This window comes from Paenibacillus sp. NFR01, assembly GCF_900111565.1.
Classification (GTDB): domain Bacteria; phylum Bacillota; class Bacilli; order Paenibacillales; family Paenibacillaceae; genus Paenibacillus_AQ.
The window spans coordinates 975,760-992,747 of record NZ_FOIK01000001.1 but is presented as its reverse complement, the minus strand read 5'-3'; the positions used below and the strand labels follow the sequence as shown (position 1 = coordinate 992,747).

General features: G+C 53.7%; 17 protein-coding genes. 2 read left to right on the top strand and 15 right to left on the bottom strand.

Annotated elements, in window-relative coordinates; genetic code table 11:
• Positions 1 to 57: 57 nt before the first annotated feature.
• Positions 58 to 2,088, bottom strand: a complete 2,031-nt coding sequence (locus BMW84_RS04455) for a Na+/H+ antiporter (RefSeq protein WP_091064908.1) — start codon at positions 2,086 to 2,088, stop codon at positions 58 to 60.
• 82 nt (positions 2,089 to 2,170) lie between these two features.
• Positions 2,171 to 3,034 (bottom strand): patatin-like phospholipase family protein, encoded by an 864-nt coding sequence (locus BMW84_RS04450; protein ID WP_217646117.1) that lies wholly within the window; start codon positions 3,032 to 3,034, stop codon positions 2,171 to 2,173.
• A gap of 90 nt (positions 3,035 to 3,124) precedes the next feature.
• On the opposite strand from BMW84_RS04450, the gene BMW84_RS04445 reads away from it, so the two are divergent.
• Complete coding sequence (locus BMW84_RS04445; RefSeq protein ID WP_175498671.1) at positions 3,125 to 3,496, top strand: MerR family transcriptional regulator; 372 nt, start codon at positions 3,125 to 3,127, stop codon at positions 3,494 to 3,496.
• A gap of 83 nt (positions 3,497 to 3,579) precedes the next feature.
• On the opposite strand, the gene BMW84_RS04440 is transcribed toward BMW84_RS04445, so the two are convergent.
• The 9 genes from BMW84_RS04440 to BMW84_RS04400 all read right to left on the bottom strand — a co-directional run bounded on the left by BMW84_RS04440 (position 3,580) and on the right by BMW84_RS04400 (position 12,618).
• The gene (locus tag BMW84_RS04440) at positions 3,580 to 4,386 is read right to left on the bottom strand and encodes a sugar phosphate isomerase/epimerase family protein (protein ID WP_091064903.1); all 807 of its coding nucleotides are present in this window, start codon (positions 4,384 to 4,386) and stop codon (positions 3,580 to 3,582) included.
• A gap of 24 nt (positions 4,387 to 4,410) precedes the next feature.
• Positions 4,411 to 4,782: an iron chaperone gene (locus tag BMW84_RS04435; protein WP_091064901.1), complete on the bottom strand. Its 372-nt coding sequence runs from the start codon at positions 4,780 to 4,782 to the stop codon at positions 4,411 to 4,413.
• 20 nt (positions 4,783 to 4,802) lie between these two features.
• The gene (locus tag BMW84_RS04430; protein WP_091064898.1) at positions 4,803 to 5,087 is read right to left on the bottom strand and encodes a metal-sensing transcriptional repressor; all 285 of its coding nucleotides are present in this window, start codon (positions 5,085 to 5,087) and stop codon (positions 4,803 to 4,805) included.
• A gap of 101 nt (positions 5,088 to 5,188) precedes the next feature.
• Positions 5,189 to 7,093: a heavy metal translocating P-type ATPase gene (locus BMW84_RS04425; RefSeq protein ID WP_091064895.1), complete on the bottom strand. Its 1,905-nt coding sequence runs from the start codon at positions 7,091 to 7,093 to the stop codon at positions 5,189 to 5,191.
• 168 nt (positions 7,094 to 7,261) lie between these two features.
• The gene (locus tag BMW84_RS04420; RefSeq protein WP_091064893.1) at positions 7,262 to 8,302 is read right to left on the bottom strand and encodes an NADH:flavin oxidoreductase; all 1,041 of its coding nucleotides are present in this window, start codon (positions 8,300 to 8,302) and stop codon (positions 7,262 to 7,264) included.
• A gap of 27 nt (positions 8,303 to 8,329) precedes the next feature.
• Positions 8,330 to 9,352 carry an NADH:flavin oxidoreductase/NADH oxidase gene (locus BMW84_RS04415; RefSeq protein WP_091064891.1) on the bottom strand — a complete coding sequence of 341 codons (1,023 nt, stop codon included), beginning with the start codon at positions 9,350 to 9,352 and terminating at the stop codon, positions 8,330 to 8,332.
• A 154-nt stretch (positions 9,353 to 9,506) separates the two neighbouring features.
• Positions 9,507 to 9,929, bottom strand: coding sequence for a MarR family winged helix-turn-helix transcriptional regulator (locus BMW84_RS04410; protein WP_175498670.1), 423 nt, complete (start codon positions 9,927 to 9,929; stop codon positions 9,507 to 9,509).
• A 108-nt stretch (positions 9,930 to 10,037) separates the two neighbouring features.
• The gene (locus BMW84_RS04405) at positions 10,038 to 11,078 is read right to left on the bottom strand and encodes a Gfo/Idh/MocA family protein (RefSeq protein WP_091064889.1); all 1,041 of its coding nucleotides are present in this window, start codon (positions 11,076 to 11,078) and stop codon (positions 10,038 to 10,040) included.
• Between the two features lie 40 nt (positions 11,079 to 11,118).
• On the bottom strand, positions 11,119 to 12,618 hold the full coding sequence (locus tag BMW84_RS04400) for a DUF5605 domain-containing protein (RefSeq protein ID WP_091064887.1): 1,500 nt from the start codon (positions 12,616 to 12,618) through the stop codon (positions 11,119 to 11,121).
• A 383-nt stretch (positions 12,619 to 13,001) separates the two neighbouring features.
• On the opposite strand from BMW84_RS04400, the gene BMW84_RS04395 reads away from it, so the two are divergent.
• Positions 13,002 to 14,030 carry a LacI family DNA-binding transcriptional regulator gene (locus BMW84_RS04395; RefSeq protein WP_175498669.1) on the top strand — a complete coding sequence of 343 codons (1,029 nt, stop codon included), beginning with the start codon at positions 13,002 to 13,004 and terminating at the stop codon, positions 14,028 to 14,030.
• A 64-nt stretch (positions 14,031 to 14,094) separates the two neighbouring features.
• Here BMW84_RS04395 and BMW84_RS04390 read toward each other — a convergent pair whose 3' ends face one another.
• The 4 genes from BMW84_RS04390 to BMW84_RS04375 form a co-directional block, all read right to left on the bottom strand.
• On the bottom strand, positions 14,095 to 14,946 hold the full coding sequence (locus BMW84_RS04390) for an aldo/keto reductase (RefSeq protein ID WP_091064881.1): 852 nt from the start codon (positions 14,944 to 14,946) through the stop codon (positions 14,095 to 14,097).
• Positions 14,947 to 14,976: 30 nt separating this feature from the next.
• Positions 14,977 to 15,957, bottom strand: a complete 981-nt coding sequence (locus tag BMW84_RS04385) for an aldo/keto reductase (protein ID WP_091064879.1) — start codon at positions 15,955 to 15,957, stop codon at positions 14,977 to 14,979.
• An 18-nt stretch (positions 15,958 to 15,975) separates the two neighbouring features.
• Positions 15,976 to 16,374, bottom strand: coding sequence for a MerR family transcriptional regulator (locus BMW84_RS04380; RefSeq protein WP_091064876.1), 399 nt, complete (start codon positions 16,372 to 16,374; stop codon positions 15,976 to 15,978).
• Positions 16,375 to 16,589: 215 nt separating this feature from the next.
• Positions 16,590 to 16,985 carry a C-glycoside deglycosidase beta subunit domain-containing protein gene (locus BMW84_RS04375; RefSeq protein ID WP_091064873.1) on the bottom strand — a complete coding sequence of 132 codons (396 nt, stop codon included), beginning with the start codon at positions 16,983 to 16,985 and terminating at the stop codon, positions 16,590 to 16,592.
• Positions 16,986 to 16,988 lie beyond the last annotated feature (3 nt).

The window sequence follows — 16,988 nt, the reverse complement described above, 5'->3', positions numbered from 1 at the left end:
AGGCTCCCGAAGGAGTCTCTTGTTTGTGCTTCAAAGATTATTTCGACGAAATTAGTTTCATTCCATATGCTCAAACAGCAAAATGCTTTCGATGAAGTTGGAGCTGCGCCGCAGGTTCTTCTCCTGTTCTTTGCTGATCTCCCCGGTTTCGTACATCTGCCGGATCACCTGCCGCTCGGCATCGATGACCTTCAGCCGCAGTTCTTCCTTATGGGTATCGAACACCTCATCGTGCGCGTCGTGAATACGACTGAAGCGGCGTAGCAGATTTTCGTAATCAAGAATAACGGCATATGCATATTCCGGCTGCTGCAGCGTATCGGCATATTGCTCGAGACCGGAAATGGCGGATTTCATCACCGAGAGCTGCGTCTGCCTGAACACTTCCGCAAGCTGCGGGTTTGAAAAATTGCCCTTCTGAATCATCCGGGCGATCCGTACGCTGAAATGCCTCATCCGCTTCATAAACAGCCTTGCGCCGCCCCGCAGTCCGTTGTCCAGTGCTGATTCCTGAATATCCAGGAACTGAATCATCCGGTCGCATACCCATTCATCCACGGTTTTGGTCTCCGAAAGGTCGGCGACATAGGCCCGCTGAAACTGAATCGCCTTCAGCCTCAGTTCGTTAATCCGGTCGTTATAATCCGCGACATAGTGTTCGTGGTAGGTTTGCCCTGAAAAATTCTGCTGAAAACCCATGGTATATTCCTGCAGCAGCTCGATCGCCGCCGGTTTGTTGCTTTCGTTCATTTCTTCTTTGATCCTGCGGATCGCGGCAAGAAGAAGTTTGGTTTTGGCTTCGCCCAGTTCGGGCCCGGCTTCTTTCTCGTCCGTCATTTCCGCCGTGCTAAGCAGCGGCAAGAAGAGCGTCGCCAGAACCAGGAGCAGAAGAATAACGCCTGCGGCGATGAAGATGATCAGCGACCGTTCCGGGAAAACCGCTCCGCTGGCCAGCGATAATGGAATCGTAAGCACGCCGGCCATCGTGACCGCACCCCTCACCCCGGTCAAGGTGGTGATCAGATCCATCCGCAGCTCGGGTTTCTCCGCAGTCTTTTTCTTCGCCCAGTAATAGGTATAGCGCGAGGTTAGGAACGACCAGACAAACCGGATGATCAGGATCGTTGCGCCGACGGCGGCTACATATCCGAAGGCCAGCCAACCGCCGATCCGCGCATCGGCAAAAATATCAATCATTGAAGACGGGATGTTCATGCCGAGCAAAAAGAACACGAACCCGTTCAGAATAAACAGCGTCATGGACCATGTATTCTCCGTCAGCATCTGCTCTTCGGCAAAATAGGTTTCGGTACGCTGCTTCACCGTCGATAGCAGAATACCGGCAATGACCACGGCAATAACCCCTGAAGCGTGCAGAAAGTGCTCGGTAAAGATATAAATGGCGAACGGCGTGAGGATTTGCATCAGCGTATGAAAAATAACGTCGTGAATGCCCGCTTTGCGGAGCCTGAAGCGTACGGCCGTCACGACAAAGCCGAGAATCAAGCCGGAAGCGGCTCCGGCCAGAAAGACGTAGGAGAAATTCGCCGCAGCGTCTTTCAGCGAAAATACGCCCGTCACCACTGCCGCAAGCGCGAATTTAAATGCCACCAGGCCGGACGCGTCGTTAATCAGCGATTCGCCTTTGACCAGCACCATGATTTTCTCCGGAATTTTGATCCGTTTCGCGATCCCGGTGACGGCAACGGCATCGGTAGGCGACAAGATCGCGCCTAAGGCAAACGCGGCGGCCAGCGGAATGCCCGGAATTAGCGCATGAATGACATATCCGCAGCCCAAAGTCGTCAGGATCACCAAGACAAACGCATTCCCCATGATCAGTATCTTCATGCCCCATAATTCCTTGAGCGGAAAATGGCGTCCGTCATTATAGAGGATTGGCGCTACAAACAGCAGCAGGAACCATTCGGCGCCAATCTCAAACGAATAATTGCCGGTTACCAGCGTGATGATGATCCCAAACGCCACCTGGGTCAACGCCGTAGGAATGGAAGGCAAATAATGGCTGATGAGATTGGATACCAGAAGTCCAACCATCAGCAGTAATACAATCATTAATAAATCCATGCAGGTTCTCCGTTTCTTCAGCGATATTTCGATGAACGTTCATCTGTTCATAAGCACAATACCACTAAAGTTTAAACGCAATTCAAACAAGTTGCCACATCTCAAGAATGAGTGATGCGATTTGCCGGCTTTGTTCCCGCCCCGCCATGGCTGCCGCTGCCGCACGTTCAGGATCATAAGGATTCGCTCCGATTGCGTTCACGCTTTCCGGGTTAGGCGTAACCAGAACCGCCTGCGCGCCGTCAGCCTGTAAAGCTGCCGCATCTTCTGCGGCACCCGGAATCGCTCCGTATCCATGCGGCATCGGTGCGAGAATGACGACACGGTTGTAAGATTGAGCCATACGAGCATTTGCGGCGGATACCATACCGCCGTCAATCCATATCTCACCATTCAAGGCGACCGGCGGCCAGATTCCCGGCACCGCCCCGCTTGCAGAGACCGCGTCCGAGAGCGAGAGCCCAGAAAATTCGTCCAAGAGATGCAGAGCGCCGGTTGCGGCATGGATGGCCGTAACCTGCAATGTGGACGGCCAGGTCTGCGTCACGAGCCGTGCGTCGACAACGGACCGGCGTAAGGAGGCAGATACCGGTTCCGGATGCCGCAGCGCAATGGCTCCAAATTCAGCCCCGACCTTATCTCTGTTGCTTCCGCCCCGGCGGAAAGCTTCTATCCACTCTTCGTAAAGCTCTCTGGACATATGGACTGCCGGCTCAGCGGCATTGATTTGAAGCTGCTGTCTATAGTAGCGGCGCATATCGTATCCGCTGGCTACGGCGGCACCCACGAATGCGCCGGCCGACGTGCCGATGATGGCGTTCGCCATTTGCGGATTCATTCCCGCTTCCACCAAACCGCACAAAACGCCGATCTCCCAGGCCATGCCGGTCACGCCGCCGCCGCCCAGGACGAGCGCCCGGGTGATTTCTGATTTTTGCATATTCATAATCGACCTCCGCTTGATGATTGATTCATTGTCGAGTACAGTATAAACGTTAAAGTATACTTGAAGGTCAAGGCATCGGGAGGTATCTCCTTGAAAATAAAAGAACTGACGCAAGCAGCCGGGCTGTCTGCACCGACGATCCGTTATTACGAAGCGCAAGGGCTGCTGGATTCCCGGCATGTCAGCCGCGGGCATAACAACTACCGAGATTACACCGAAGAGGCGGTGGCGCATTTGCATCAGCTCAAAGTACTGCAGGCGGCGGGATATACATTAGCTGAGCTTAGAGCATTGACGCTAGCCGGCGGTCTGGATCATTATTCTCCAGCAGACAAAATAGAGCTGCTGCGGCAAAAAATCGGCGAAATCGAAATAAAACAGGCCGAGCTGGACAAAGTCCGCTGCCTGCTGTATAAGATGCTTGGAAATAAATTAAAAACACTGGAATCTGAGGAATGTTAAAGCGCGCGGATCCGGATGAATGCCGAGGGATATCATGTTGCATATAAAAAGCCAACCGGATCCTCCAGCTGGCCTGATGAATATTACCCGTTATTCCGCAGCCATTCCGCAGATTTCTTCATGTAATCCAGCTGGTCCAGCGCATCGAAGTGCTCGATGACGAACATCCCTTCATAACCTGCTTGCAATTGCCGGTCGAGAATTGCCTTGATCTCAATGCAGCCGGCACCCACCGGGGACGGGTACAGCCTTCTGCCGCCTATCGTTACGATAAACGATTCGCCTGCGTCAGACGTTAGCCGGCGATCCTTACAATGGATATGGACAATTTTGTCCTTTAAAAGATCGTAGGCTTCGAGCAACGGCTGCTCGCTATAGATAAAGTTGCCGGTGTCGAACGTAATCCGCAAATCCGGCAGACGTTCCGCGAACCATAGCATTTGTCCAGCCGTGGCAATTGGACTGGTCCGGTCATCGAAATCTTCGATCGTTACCGTGATGCCGTGCGGCTTGGCAAGCGCGCAGACCTCTCTCATCGCAGCGAGCATATTCTCTCGTTCCTCTGCCACGGCTTCATCTGAAGTACCGGTCAGAAAACCGGGGATGATCATGATTCTCGGGCAGTTCAGCTGCACCGCATGCTGGATATGTATCTTGGCGACCGACAAATCGGGATCGGTGCCGAAACTGTAAAAGCCATAGATTGAAGATACCCCGATATGATGCGGCGAAAGCAAGGCGAGCAGCTCCTCGCTGCTAGTGATGTCATCGCGGTCCAGTTCCACCTGATCGATTCCCCACTGCTTCACCTGCGATACAATTTCCTCTACGCTTTGACCGCTCTGACGGGCGGCTTCCTTAATATGATTAAAAAATACGGATATGTTCACTACCGAACCTCCCTGAGAGTAACGTTACTTTCGCCAAAAGGTTGTACAGGTCTCCTTGTCCAGGATGTTGAACTCAATCATCCGTTTCAGCAGTGTATAATCCACCGGAGCATCCCAGCGGATACGCAGCAGAAGCTCGGTATGATCGTAACCGGACTGTTTGATCTCCTCGGCAAAACGGCGGATGCCCGCTTTCTCGGGAGCGATAGCCAGATGCGGTTTGGCTACGCTGAAACCGATGATAAAGGTGTCATGATCGGTGAACATCGGCTGCTTCCAGGCAATCTTGGGTACGAGCAGCGGAAACGCGCTTGCCACCCATGACAGCACTTCTTCGGTTCGGGCGCGGTGCTCCGGGTTTGCAATCTGATCCAAAAAAGGTGCAAAAACGTCCATAACATTCCTCCGTTCGTATCTTACCGAATATAACTATTAATCGCTGCGTTAAGTTCGGCAATAACCTGCTGTTCGTCCCCATGATGAACGGCATCCACGACGCAGTTCTCCAGGTGGTCCTTGAGCAGCAGCTTGGCTGCACCGTCCAAAGCTTTTTGAACGGCAGCGATCTGCAGCAGAATTTCAGGACATTGACGTTCGTTAATGGTCATCTCTTTGACAGAGCGGATATGCCCTTCGACTTTGGCCAGCCGGTTGATGATCTCCTTGCGGTATTTATGCCCATGTACATGCTCTTCGGTCAAAGCGGGTCCTCCTTTGCAAACACTTCATGTACCCCACCGGGGGGATGCTTACATCGTACAAATAATTACCCGCAATGTCCAATTCGCAGCCGGCGTGCCGCTTAGCGGAGCAAACGGAGACCACTGAGAATAACCAGCAGCGTGCTGCCCTCATGCCCGACGACACCGGAAGGCAGGTTGATCTCGCCGAGGAAATTGGTCGCGACGAGGAGGAGCACCACACCGATCGCCAGTGTAAGGTTCTGCTTAATGACCCGGGTGGTACGACGTCCGAGCGTGATGGCATAAGGGATCTTGGACAGGTCGTCGGCCATCAGCACAACGTTTGCCGTCTCCAGTGCCACATCGGTTCCCGCGGCGCCCATGGCGATGCCTACCGAAGAAGCGGCCAAGGCCGGCGCATCGTTGACCCCGTCTCCGATCATCGCAACTTTTCCGCGTTCGCCCAGCTTTTTAACGAGATTTACTTTGTCCTCCGGCAATAAATCCGCATATACCGCATCAACGCCTAAATGGGCACCGATTGCCTGTGCCGTTGCAGCCCGGTCTCCCGTCAGCATCACCACTTGAATCCCGATCTGCTTCAGCGCGGTTACCGCTTCTTTGGCATTGGGCCGCACTACATCCTGGATGGCCAGCAACCCGATCAGCTTCTGACCGGCCTCGACATAGATGACGGTTTTACCTTCCGCTTCCAGCTTCGCAGCGATCGCCGCTTCCCGTTCGGCCAACGACTGTACATGCAGCAACCCGATTTTTCCAACCTTGTACCGGGCATCCCCCACGCTGCCGCTGATACCGCCTCCCGGAATGGCCGTTAATTCCTGAGCTGCCTCCAGAACCAGACCGCGTTCCTTCGCTTGCCCGACAATCGCCTTGGCAATCGGGTGCTCGGATAAGTTCTCCAGCGAAGCCGTCAGCTGCAGCAGCGAATCTTCGGTATGACCCGATAAAGGAACGACGTCGCTCAGCTTCGGTTTGCCTTCGGTTAAAGTGCCGGTTTTGTCAAAAGCGACAGTCGCTACATGGCCGATATGTTCCAGATGGACGCCGCCTTTAAACAGCACGCCTTTGCGTGCGGCATTGGAGATCCCAGACAGGATCGCCGGCATAATGGAGGATACAAGGGCGCACGGCGAAGCGACCACGAGGAAGATCATCGCCCGGTAGATCGTGCGGTCCCAGGACCAATCTAGAATGAACGGCGGAAGCGTCATCAGCAGAACTGCAAGAGCCACAACCATTTTGGCATAAATGCCTTCAAACCGTTCCACAAACAGCTGGCTTGGCGGCATTTCATTTTTGGCTTCCTGTACCAGGTGAATGATCCGCGAGAGCAATGTCTCTTCCGCCAGCTTGGTCACCTTGATCTTGAGCGCACCTTGGCCGTTAATCGTACCGGCAAACACTTCGTCGCCGGCAGACTTATCCACGGGAAGGGACTCCCCGGTGATGGAGGCTTGATCGATGGCAGAATAACCTTCCACAACCTGTCCGTCAGCCGGCAGGCGTTCGCCGGGCCGCACCAACACCATGTCGCCAAGCTGCAATTGCTCGGCTTTGATTTTCCGCTCGGCACCGCCCTGCAGAACCACGGCCTCTTCCGGCCGCAACTTCATAATTGACTGAATATCCTGATTTGTCTTCTCCATCGTGAGCTCTTCCAGCGTGCCGCTTAAGCAGAAGATGAAGATCAGGATCGCCCCATCCATCCAATACCCGATGCTCGCCGCGCCTACCGCCGCTACAACCATCAGAAGATCGACATCAAGGTCTTTTTCTTTGAAAAGCGTTCCCAATCCTTCGATCGCCTTCCGGTATCCCCCGACGACATAGGCCAGTACGTAAAGGATGATTTCTGCAGCCGCCCAATTCTGTCGTCCCACAATCCATGCCAATGCAATAAAGAGCAGACACCCTGCGGTAATCAGGACCGACCCGTATTTCTCCCAAACCGTATGTAATGACAAACGCTCCTGCTTCTCGGAAAGCGTAGCCTGCGCCATGTTTTCCGCCTCCTTTTCGATTCTAATTGAGAATGTTTATCATACATTCTATCCCCCCCGGGGGGTTATTGTAAATACAAATAATCATCAATCTGTGAAGTTTATGGGACAGAAAAAAACGGCCCCCGTAAGGAGCCGTTTAATTCGCTTGATGCAATATATGCTGCTTTAGGACAAGGTGCTGAGCGCATCTCGAGTGAACGGAATCAGATCCTCCGCTCTATCTTCGCGGATTTTGGTCGCCCATGCCGGATCCACCAGCAGCGCTCTGCCGATCGCCACCAGATCAAATTCATCGTTCTCCAGCTTTTGGACCAGCCCTTCGATTCCTGCATTACCGGAGCTTCTTCCTTCGGCAAAAAAGGTCATGAAGTCGCTGTCGAGGCCGACCGAGCCGACGGTAATCGTCGGTTTGCCGCTGATCTTTTTCACCCAACCGGCAAAGTTCAGATCCGAACCCGGGAACTCAGGCTCCCAGTAACGACGGGTCGAGCAGTGGAAAATATCGACGCCCGCATCCAGCAGCGGCTGCAGGAATTGCTCCAGCTCCTCCGGATTGTTCGCCAGCTTAACGGTATATTCCCTTTCTTTCCACTGCGAAAGACGCAGCACGATCGGGAAGTCCGGTCCGACGGCCTCGCGGCAGGCCCGCACAACCTCTTCGGCGAACCGTGTGCGTGCCACCAAGCTGCCGCCGTAGCCGTCGGTGCGCTGATTGGTTTTTTCCCAGAAGAACTGGTCGATCAGATATCCGTGCGCACCATGGATTTCGATGCCGTCGAAGCCGATTTCTTTCGCTGCGGCTGCAGAGTTGGCGAATTCCTTAACGATGCCGGCGATCTCCGCTTCCGAGTAGTCATTTACTTGGCCTTTAGTGCCCATGTGCCAGATTTGCGGCATGATTTTGCCTCCGGCGGCATGAACTTCAGCCACGACATTGGCCCAGCCTTTCAAGGCTGTTTCGCCGTAAAAATGAGGAACATCTTTGTTGTTTGAAGCATCGGGATGGTTAATGACGGTTCCTTCGGTGATGATGAGACCCACGTTGTTCTCGGCCCGCCGGCGGTAATAAGCAGCAACGTTTGCTCCGGGCACCCCGTCAGGAGACATTGCGCGCGTCATCGGCGCCATTACGATACGGTTCGGCAGGGTCAAGGTCCCTGCGGTAAACGGGCGATACAAAGCTTGCACTGCGGTTGAAGTTGTCATGGATTAATTCCTCCGATCAAAATTGGATTAAAAACCAAAAGCGTATTGTTTAGGAATTTGCGTCTCTTTGTTCAGCTTTGCCGCCGCTTCAAGCGTCCAATACGGATTGCGGAGCATGCCTCTGCCGACCGCGACCAGCTCTGCTTCTTCGTTGCCGACCACGGCATTGGCCAGAATCGGATCGTCCAAACGCCCGACGGCGATGACCGGAACATCCAGTGCGTCTTTGATGGCCTTAGCCAAAGGCACCTGGTACGCCGCATGCGTCCCCGGACGGCCCGCAGCCGCAATCGGTCCTTCGCCTCCGGCGGAAATATGGAAGATGTCTACTCCGGCTTCACGGTACTTTTGGGCAAAGGCGATACTCTCCTCAATGCCATATCCGCCGTCCACGTATTCCTGGGCAGAGATGCGCAGAATCAGCGGCATGTCTTCCGGCATTTCGGCTTTGGCCGCAGCAATGACTTCACATCCGAACAGCGTCAAGTCCTGGCCGTATTCATCCTGGCGTTTATTGGTCAACGGCGAATGGAACTGGTGGATCAGATAGCCGTGCGCGCCGTGGATTTCAATCGTATCAAATCCGGCTTTAACGGCGCGGGCTACGGCGCTGCGGAATTTCCCTACCATCTCTTTCACTTCCGGGGTAGTCAGCTCGCGCGGGGTTTTAGATTTGCTGTCGAAAGGAATGGCGGACGGAGCGACGGGAACTTCGGCATCCTCCGCTTTGCGCCCGGCATGGCCGATTTGGATACCCACTTTAGCGCCGTGGCTGTGACTGGCGTCGACAATCCGGCGCAGCGCAGGGATCTGCTCATCCGACCATAATCCCAGATCATAATCGGTGATACGTCCATCCGGTTCAATATCCGTCATCTCGACAATGATTAGTCCGGTCCCGCCGACCGCACGGCTAACGTAATGCGTGTAATGCCAATCGGTGGCGATGCCGTCCTTGTCGGATACCGAATACTGGCACATCGGCGGCATGACCACCCGGTTTTTCAACTCCAAACCTTTAATGGCGTAAGGGCTAAACAAGTTAATCATTGAAAATCCCACTCCTCTTTCATTCGCTTTCCACATTATTGCATGCGCATGCATATATATTATCATGTTTGCTTGCGTTGTCAACACTTCAAAGGGCATATGTTTTACGGAAAAAGCACCCTCTCCATCGGGGAGCGAGTGCCAGCTGCCTGTTCTATTGCAGTTTTTTCATAATGTCATCCAGTATGTTCAATTTGCCGGTTTGCAATTCCTGTTGCAGTTCCTCGTTATACGTTTGTAAGGCGCGCTCCAGCTTATCCTCGCCGTACTCCGTGATGGACGTGTAGATTCCCCGCCGGTCGGCTTCGCAAACGGCACGTTCAAGCGCGCCGCAATTTTTGGCTTCCAACCGCGCAACAAGCCGGGAGATCGCGCTTTGGCTTAAACCTACCAGGTCCTGCAGCTGCTGAAGCCGCAATTTTTTTTCGCCGGATTGGGAGATGAAATAGAGCACATAGAACTCTTTTAACGACATATTGAAACGTTCTTGAAGTGCCTGCTCCAGCTTATCGTTGATGCCATTATAGATTTGGGAGAAAGACAACCATGTATTTAAAGTATCGTAGTTATTCTGCAAGGTAGGACCCACCTAATCTGTATGAAGATTTACCGTTAATTTACCCCATTGTAACAAGCGGAATCGAAACGGTCAAAAACTTCATGAGGTGAACAAGCGAAAATTAGCTCAGTCGCCGAAATGAATCACCTGATGCTCCGCCGCACTCCGGTACGTGCCGAACACCAGCTCCAGCGTCTTCAGATTATCCCGCCCGCTCGTTTGGAACGCCTCCCCGGTATCTAAGCAATGGATGAAATGCGACTGCAGCCGGTAATGGCTTTCTTCAAAATCCAGCCCGTTGTTTGCGGATACCGTCGTCTCCATTCCTTTGTTGTCCACCATGGTGATCGTTCCGTTGCCGTACAGCTTAAGGGTGGCCCGGTCGCCCTCAATGATCATTTGCTCCAGATGATTCGGCAGCACCGGATGCTCCAGTGGGCCAGGCAGGTCGCGGCGGGTTGCCCAGCTCATATCCATCAGTCCTATGCAGCCGTCATACCCAAGCGTAACGAATCCTGCATCTTCTCCAGCAATATGCGGGCTGAACTTTTGCGTTTCCGCGTAAAGCCGCTTTGGATCACCGAACAGAAACCGCCACGTATCGTACCAATGTACGCCCATTTCGTAAAAGAGCATTCGCGGCATCTCCCGGAAAAACGGCTGCGGCAGCACATTCTCCGGCGCAAACCGCGGCGAATAATAGTCGGTATGAATATAGCGGATCGTGTGCAGCCGTCCGGCGGCGCCGCGGTCCAGAAGCTTGCGGATTTCTTGAAAAGGCGCCATCCAGCGCCAATTCTCCGTCACCATCAGCCGAACGCCCGCCGCCTCGCATATCTCAACCATCTCCTGCGCTTCCTCCAGGGAGCGGGCGAACGGCTTCTGGCACATGATGTGTTTGCCGGCGGCGGCCGCTGTCCGCACCAGTTCCAAATGCGTGTCCGGTGCGGTAATGATGTCGATCACATCCACATCCGCCCCGGCCAGCATCTCATCCAGACTTGCGTATCGTGAATCCATGGATATTCCGTAGGTTTCTGCTTTGCGAACAAGCTTGGACCGATCCAGGTCGCAGATTCCGGCGATCTCCGCCCCCTCTATGCGCAGCCATGCTTTTAAATGTTTTTCGGACCAGTAACCGGCCCCTACCACACCAATCTTCCACATGTTGCTCGCCTCTCGATCTATGAATCTGTAACCCTATAAATTACTCGGTGATGCGCGTCATCCGTATCGCCATATACATCCGGGTAGGCAGGTCGATCCGAAAGTTGCCTTCATAGCGGCCCGGTAATTCTTCGATGTTCATGTTCCAGGTATCCAGCAGCTCCACTTTGTAAGCCACGCCCGGCGTCATTCTGAACTCGCGAAACTTCGGCCGGTTGAACCCGAAATAATACAGGTAATATTCGTCTTCGATCCCGGCGCAAGGTAAATCCCATTCCGTACGCGGCGGGTTCAAGTTCAAACCGTCGGCCGGCCCTTCTTCAATCACTTTACGCAGAAAAGCGATCCGTTCCGGGCTGGTGCCGTACAGTGACCCGCCTTTCGCCCACCAGATTTTATCCTCCGGATGCATATACGTCTCGCCATGCCCGACATAACCTCCGCGCACGGCTCCTTCCCAGAACCGCCGCACCATTTCTTCCCCGGTGATATTCCCCCAGCCATATTCGGCATCGCCCTCATAGGCGCATTCGTCGATAACGACGGGCTTATTCCATTGCTTCCGCCACTCATCGGTATTTTCCGCTGTTTTGTATACGTCGACGCGCTGAATGCTGCAATGGGTTACCCATGGCTTGTTGAAGTCGTAAAAGACCGAGCCGTTATGGTTCGAGATCAGGTGATGATATGGATCGTTTGCGGTGACAATTTGGGCATACCTTTCCCAGTCCGCCAGCGTTTTGGTACCCATGAAATCATATTCGTTGGCCAGCGACCACCACAGATGCCGGTAGGCGGACAAGCGGGCCGCCACGTAACGCAGATAGCGGTCATCCTGTTCTTCCGTCATTGCGGCGAACCCCCAGCGGTCGTACGGATGGAACAAAATCAGATCGGCTTCAATGCCAAGCTCCGCCAAATCCGCAATCCGCTCCTCCAGATGCCGGAAGAACGTCGGGTTAAACCGGCTGTAATCCCACCCGGTTTCAAGCGAACCTTCGAACGGATAAAACTCCGGCTCATTCGTGTTATAAAGATAAGACTTCGGAAAAACACACATCCGCAGCTTATTGAATGGAGCCGATTTCAAAGATTCGAGCGTCTGCCGCTCCATCTCTTCGCCCTGATGCACCCATGCGTAACAGGTCGTGCCGACCGGGCGGTACGGCGTACCATCTTCGTAAGCAAAATGGAAAGTGTTGTGGACACGAACCGGGCCGTGATTACCGGCTTTTGCGCCGGTGCAGACAAATGAACCCTCGAACCCGTCGAGCGCAGCATCTGTGCTGCTTACTCGAAACGCCCATTCGCCTTCTACACCCGGCATCAATCGGATACGGTATACGCCATCGCCGTCATAAAAACCGGAAGTGCGCACCGTCCGGCTGCCGCACGTGAATTCCGCACTCAGTTCAACGTCTGTAAAAGGGTTGCCGTGGACCAGCGCTCCCATCAAAACAAGCTCGCAAATGTCCCATTTGGAGACCTGCTCCGGAACGGTTAGGACTGCTTTTACTTGTGAAGATTCATTAGCTAACATAGCAATGCTCCTCTCAACATCAACTAAACATATTGACTAAACAAAAAATTAAATATTCGAGATCGTTTACCTACCCTCATCCTACAACATAGCTATTCTTACGTCAATAATGAGTTTATATGTGGATCTCTTAAAAAAATAACTTCAAAAAGAGGAACTAAACAACTAAACTAAACTGTCCCCCCCCCCCCCCCATTCAACTTGAAAGAATCTTCTTGCCAAAGTTTTATTCCTATACGACATATTTATTTGTATTCCTTGATGCTTCAAACCGGATTTTCTCTACCAGGCGTTCCCTAACAAATGGATTCACGGTTTGCTTATTTCCAGCCCATCCCTTACACTAAACATACTAAACAAAACAGGGAGTGGAGGTAAACACTATGAACATGGAGGAATTGGCCAAACGGGCCGGGGTCTCCAAAGGCGCGGTTTCGCTCGCGCTGAACGGTAAACCGGGCGTTGGGCCGGACACCCGCGAACGGATTTTACAACTGGCGGATGAGCTGGGCTATACCGTCCGCAGCCGGGCCAGCGAGGCCAAGTCGAAAGGGAAGTCGCTGCGTTTCCTGGTCTTCACCAACGCCGGATTGGTTCATAATGATTATTACCAGCAGCCCTTTTTTCGCGAACTGATTCATCATATCGAGGAACGTTGCCGGGCAAGGGGATATTCGCTGATCTTCTCGGCAATCGAGGAGAGCCAATATGGACAAGGAGTTCAGAACCTCATCGAGGACCGCGCAAGCGGGGTTATTCTGCTCGGCACCAATCTGGACGCACGCAAGATTGCTGAACTGGCAGCGAAGCTGCCGCAGCTAATTGTGCTGGATACCTGCTACGAAGCGATTCCGGTGCATTTTGTGGAGATTAACAATTATATGGGGGCGTATCAGGCAGGCAGTTATCTGGCGGGACTCGGGCACCGCAATATCGGCTATGTTTCGTCCGACGAACCGCTGCATAATTTCGCTGAGCGGCGGCGGGGATTTTTCGCCGCGCTTGAGGAACATCGGCTTGGGGTCGCCAAAGGCAACATGTTGGCCGTTCCACCTACCCTCTTCTCCTCCCAGGAGCCGCTGCGCCAACAGCTCAAGCAGTTAAAAAACAGCGGCCAGCCGTTTCCGACGGCTTTCTTCTGCGAATGCGATTATATGGCGATCAGCGCCATGAAAGCTTTAACGGAGCTGGGCTTTGCGATCCCCGGCGATGTGTCGGTGGTCGGGTTCGACAACATCCAGGAGTCGCTGATCATGACCCCGGAACTAACGACTGTCCATGTGGAGAAAGAGCAGCTTGCGCATCTGGCCGTCGATCTCCTGATCCGGGCGATTCATGAAGAGACAACGGTACATACCAAGGTAAAGGTCGACACGCGTTTTGTGGAGCGCGGTTCCTGCCGCAAAATATAACGTCAGAAAAAGCCTCCCCAAGCGGGAGGCTTTTCAATATGCTCTAGAAGGTTGCTATGAATGGTTACCCGTGAATCTTCAAGGAGCCGATTTGTTTGACCACTTCCGGATCACGATGGGAAAAGAAGACGCTCTCCCGGGTATCCAGCGCGCCGATGGCCGCCAAATCCTCTGCATCCAGCTCGAAGTCAAAAATGTTGAAGTTCTCCACGATCCGTTCCTTCCGTACCGATTTTGGAATGACTACGACATTCCGCTGCGTCAGCCAGCGGAGGATCACCTGCGCGACCGATTTGCCGTGTTTTGCCGCAATTCCGGCCAGCGCTTCGTTGGTGAACATATTGTTCCGTCCTTCGGCAAACGGTCCCCAGGATTCAATCTGCACCCCGTGCGTCTCCATGAATTGCTGGTTTTCGATTTGCTGGTGGAAGGGATGGGTTTCGATCTGGTTCACTGCAGGCACAACCTCGTTATGAACGATTAAATCGATCAAACGGTCCGGCTGGAAGTTGCTGACCCCGATCGCCCGGATTTTGCCTTCCCGGTACAGTTCCTCCATGGCGCGCCAGGAACCGTAGACATCGCCGAACGGCTGGTGGATCAGATACAGGTCGAGGTAATCGAGCTGCAGCTTCTCTAATGAAGCGGCGAACGCTTTTTTCGTATTCTCATATCCGGTATCCTGCACCCACAGTTTGGTGGTCACAAAAATCTCTTCGCGCGGCACGCCGCTCCGGAGGATCGCCCGGCCCACCGCTTCTTCGTTCATGTAAGCAGCGGCCGTATCAATCGAACGGTAACCGGCCACAAGCGCGTCATAGACGCTTTGCTCGCAATCCGCCGCATCCCGGATTTGGTAGACGCCGAAGCCGAGAATCGGCATTTCGACGCCATTGTTCAATGTAACCTTTTGCATAATCCATGTCTCCGTTCTTATAAAATGAACTCACAATGCCCCAACCACCGGATGCGGCACATACGGCTCCTCCAGATAGGCGAGTTCCTCTGCGGAGAGCTTAACCGCCAGCGCGGCGACGCCGTCCTCCAGATGCCGCATTTTGGTCACGCCGATAATCGGCGACGTCACCGGCGACTTATGCAGCAGCCATGCCAATGCAATCTGCGCCCGGGGAACGCCTCGCCGTTCGGCCAGCGCCGCCACACGTTCTGCAATTACCCGGTCCGCTTCGGCGGTCGGATCGTATTTGCTCTTCTGCACCTGGTCGGTTTCGGAACGCAGCGTGGATTCGCTCCAGTCCCGGGTCAACCGGCCGGAAGCCAGCGGGCTGTACGGAATGACGCCGATTCCCTCGGCTTTGCACAAAGGCAGCATCTCCCGTTCATCCTCGCGGTACAGCAGATTGTAATGATTTTGCATCGAGACGAACCGGGTCCAGCCGTTTTGCTCCGCCACATGATTTGCCTTCAGGAACTGCCAGGCGTACATCGCCGAAGCGCCGATATACCGAACTTTTCCGGCTTTCACGACATCATGGAGGGCTTCCATCGTTTCCTCGATCGGCGTTTCATAGTCCCAGCGGTGAATCTGGTATAAATCCACGTAGTCCGTGCCAAGCCGTTTCAAGCTGTTGTCGATTTCATTCATGATCGCTTTGCGGGACAGGCCTGCGCCGTTCGGTCCTTCGTGCATCCGGAAAAAGACTTTGGTCGCAATCACGACCTCCTCCCGCCGGGCCATGTCCTTCAGCGCTCTGCCGACGATCTCCTCGCTCGTGCCGTCCGAATACACATTGGCGGTGTCAAAAAAGTTGATTCCCGCCTCCAGCGCTTTTTGGATCAGCGGCCGGCTGTTCTGTTCGTCCAGCACCCAGGGATGTACCCACCGTTCCGCCACACCAAAGCTCATACAGCCCATGCACAGCCGGGAGACCTCCAGACCGGTAGAACCAAGCTTCACATATTCCATATTCGTACACCGCTCCTTTTATATAAGTTCTGCTGCCGCGTGCGTCAGTGTTTTTTCTTTTTTCAAAATCGTCTGATCGTAACGCTCAATCTTGTCGTCAAGCCGCGCCAGCGTGCCCGTCAGCTCTGCAATTTTCTCCGCCAGCTTCCCACGCTGCTCTGCCAGCAGGCTCTTGCGTGCTTCCAGCGTATCTTCGCCCAGCCTGGCCAGCGAGACATATTCGATCAGCGCCTCAACCGGCAGCCCCGCGCTTTGCCGCATGCATTTGATGAAATCCACCCACTTGCAATCCTCTTCCGTATAGGCGCGCATGCCGCTTTTGTTGCGGGGAACCGGGGGGATAAGTCCGATCCGTTCGTAGTACCGGAGCGTATCCTGGGACAAATTGAATTTCTCGCTGACCTCTGCGATTGTCATGGACATCCTGCCTCTCACCTGCCTTAATCATTATTCGCGTATGCAATAAGCTTACGATCTGGAGTTAACTCCAGGTCAAGCTTTTTTACTGTAAAATAATCCGCCTTGCATTCCAGTCCATACTAAATCGAATCATACGGGAGTGCAAGGCAGCACAAAAACCCGGGCCTCTGCATCGAGGTCACCGGGTTTATTGTCGTTCAATAGGTAGGAACTTAAACGGCTACCGTCATGGTCTTCGTCTGGGTTCCCGAGAAAGGCACCGGAATATAAGCTACGCGGGTCACCTGGGTCAGCTTCACCTTATGCTCGCCCTCCGGCAGGCCGCCCTCCTGTTCCACGTACACCAGTCCTTCTTGGCCGTACTCCCATTTGTAGAAGGTAACGGTGGTCATTTCGTCTAAGGTAAAATACTGTTCGCCGTCTAGGGAGAAGCGGATGTGCTCGCGCGGTACCGGCACGCCGTTTACTTCAACCTGAATGTCATGCACCATCGAGAGCGGAATTCCGCGATAGTACGTAATACGGGTGCGCATTTCGAAGCCGGTGGTTACGCCGTCTTTTTTCACGTTTCGGAGACTGTTATCGCTGAGTACATAATTATCAAACATCGT

What these genes read in the sequence shown, in the direction of transcription:
- BMW84_RS04385 (WP_091064879.1), bottom strand. Translation starts at nt 15,957, where the DNA reads ATGGAATATGTGAAGCTTGGTTCTACCGGTCTGGAGGTCTCCCGGCTG.
- BMW84_RS04425 (WP_091064895.1), bottom strand. Translation starts at nt 7,093, where the DNA reads ATGGCGCAGGCTACGCTTTCCGAGAAGCAGGAGCGTTTGTCATTACAT.
- BMW84_RS04415 (WP_091064891.1), bottom strand. Translation starts at nt 9,352, where the DNA reads ATGATTAACTTGTTTAGCCCTTACGCCATTAAAGGTTTGGAGTTGAAA.
- BMW84_RS04390 (WP_091064881.1), bottom strand. Translation starts at nt 14,946, where the DNA reads ATGCAAAAGGTTACATTGAACAATGGCGTCGAAATGCCGATTCTCGGC.
- BMW84_RS04450 (WP_217646117.1), bottom strand. Translation starts at nt 3,034, where the DNA reads ATGAATATGCAAAAATCAGAAATCACCCGGGCGCTCGTCCTGGGCGGC.
- BMW84_RS04420 (WP_091064893.1), bottom strand. Translation starts at nt 8,302, where the DNA reads ATGACAACTTCAACCGCAGTGCAAGCTTTGTATCGCCCGTTTACCGCA.
- BMW84_RS04455 (WP_091064908.1), bottom strand. Translation starts at nt 2,088, where the DNA reads ATGGATTTATTAATGATTGTATTACTGCTGATGGTTGGACTTCTGGTA.
- BMW84_RS04375 (WP_091064873.1), bottom strand. Translation starts at nt 16,985, where the DNA reads ATGTTTGATAATTATGTACTCAGCGATAACAGTCTCCGAAACGTGAAA.
- BMW84_RS04405 (WP_091064889.1), bottom strand. Translation starts at nt 11,078, where the DNA reads ATGTGGAAGATTGGTGTGGTAGGGGCCGGTTACTGGTCCGAAAAACAT.
- BMW84_RS04435 (WP_091064901.1), bottom strand. Translation starts at nt 4,782, where the DNA reads ATGGACGTTTTTGCACCTTTTTTGGATCAGATTGCAAACCCGGAGCAC.
- BMW84_RS04400 (WP_091064887.1), bottom strand. Translation starts at nt 12,618, where the DNA reads ATGTTAGCTAATGAATCTTCACAAGTAAAAGCAGTCCTAACCGTTCCG.
- BMW84_RS04395 (WP_175498669.1), top strand. Translation starts at nt 13,002, where the DNA reads ATGAACATGGAGGAATTGGCCAAACGGGCCGGGGTCTCCAAAGGCGCG.
- BMW84_RS04380 (WP_091064876.1), bottom strand. Translation starts at nt 16,374, where the DNA reads ATGACAATCGCAGAGGTCAGCGAGAAATTCAATTTGTCCCAGGATACG.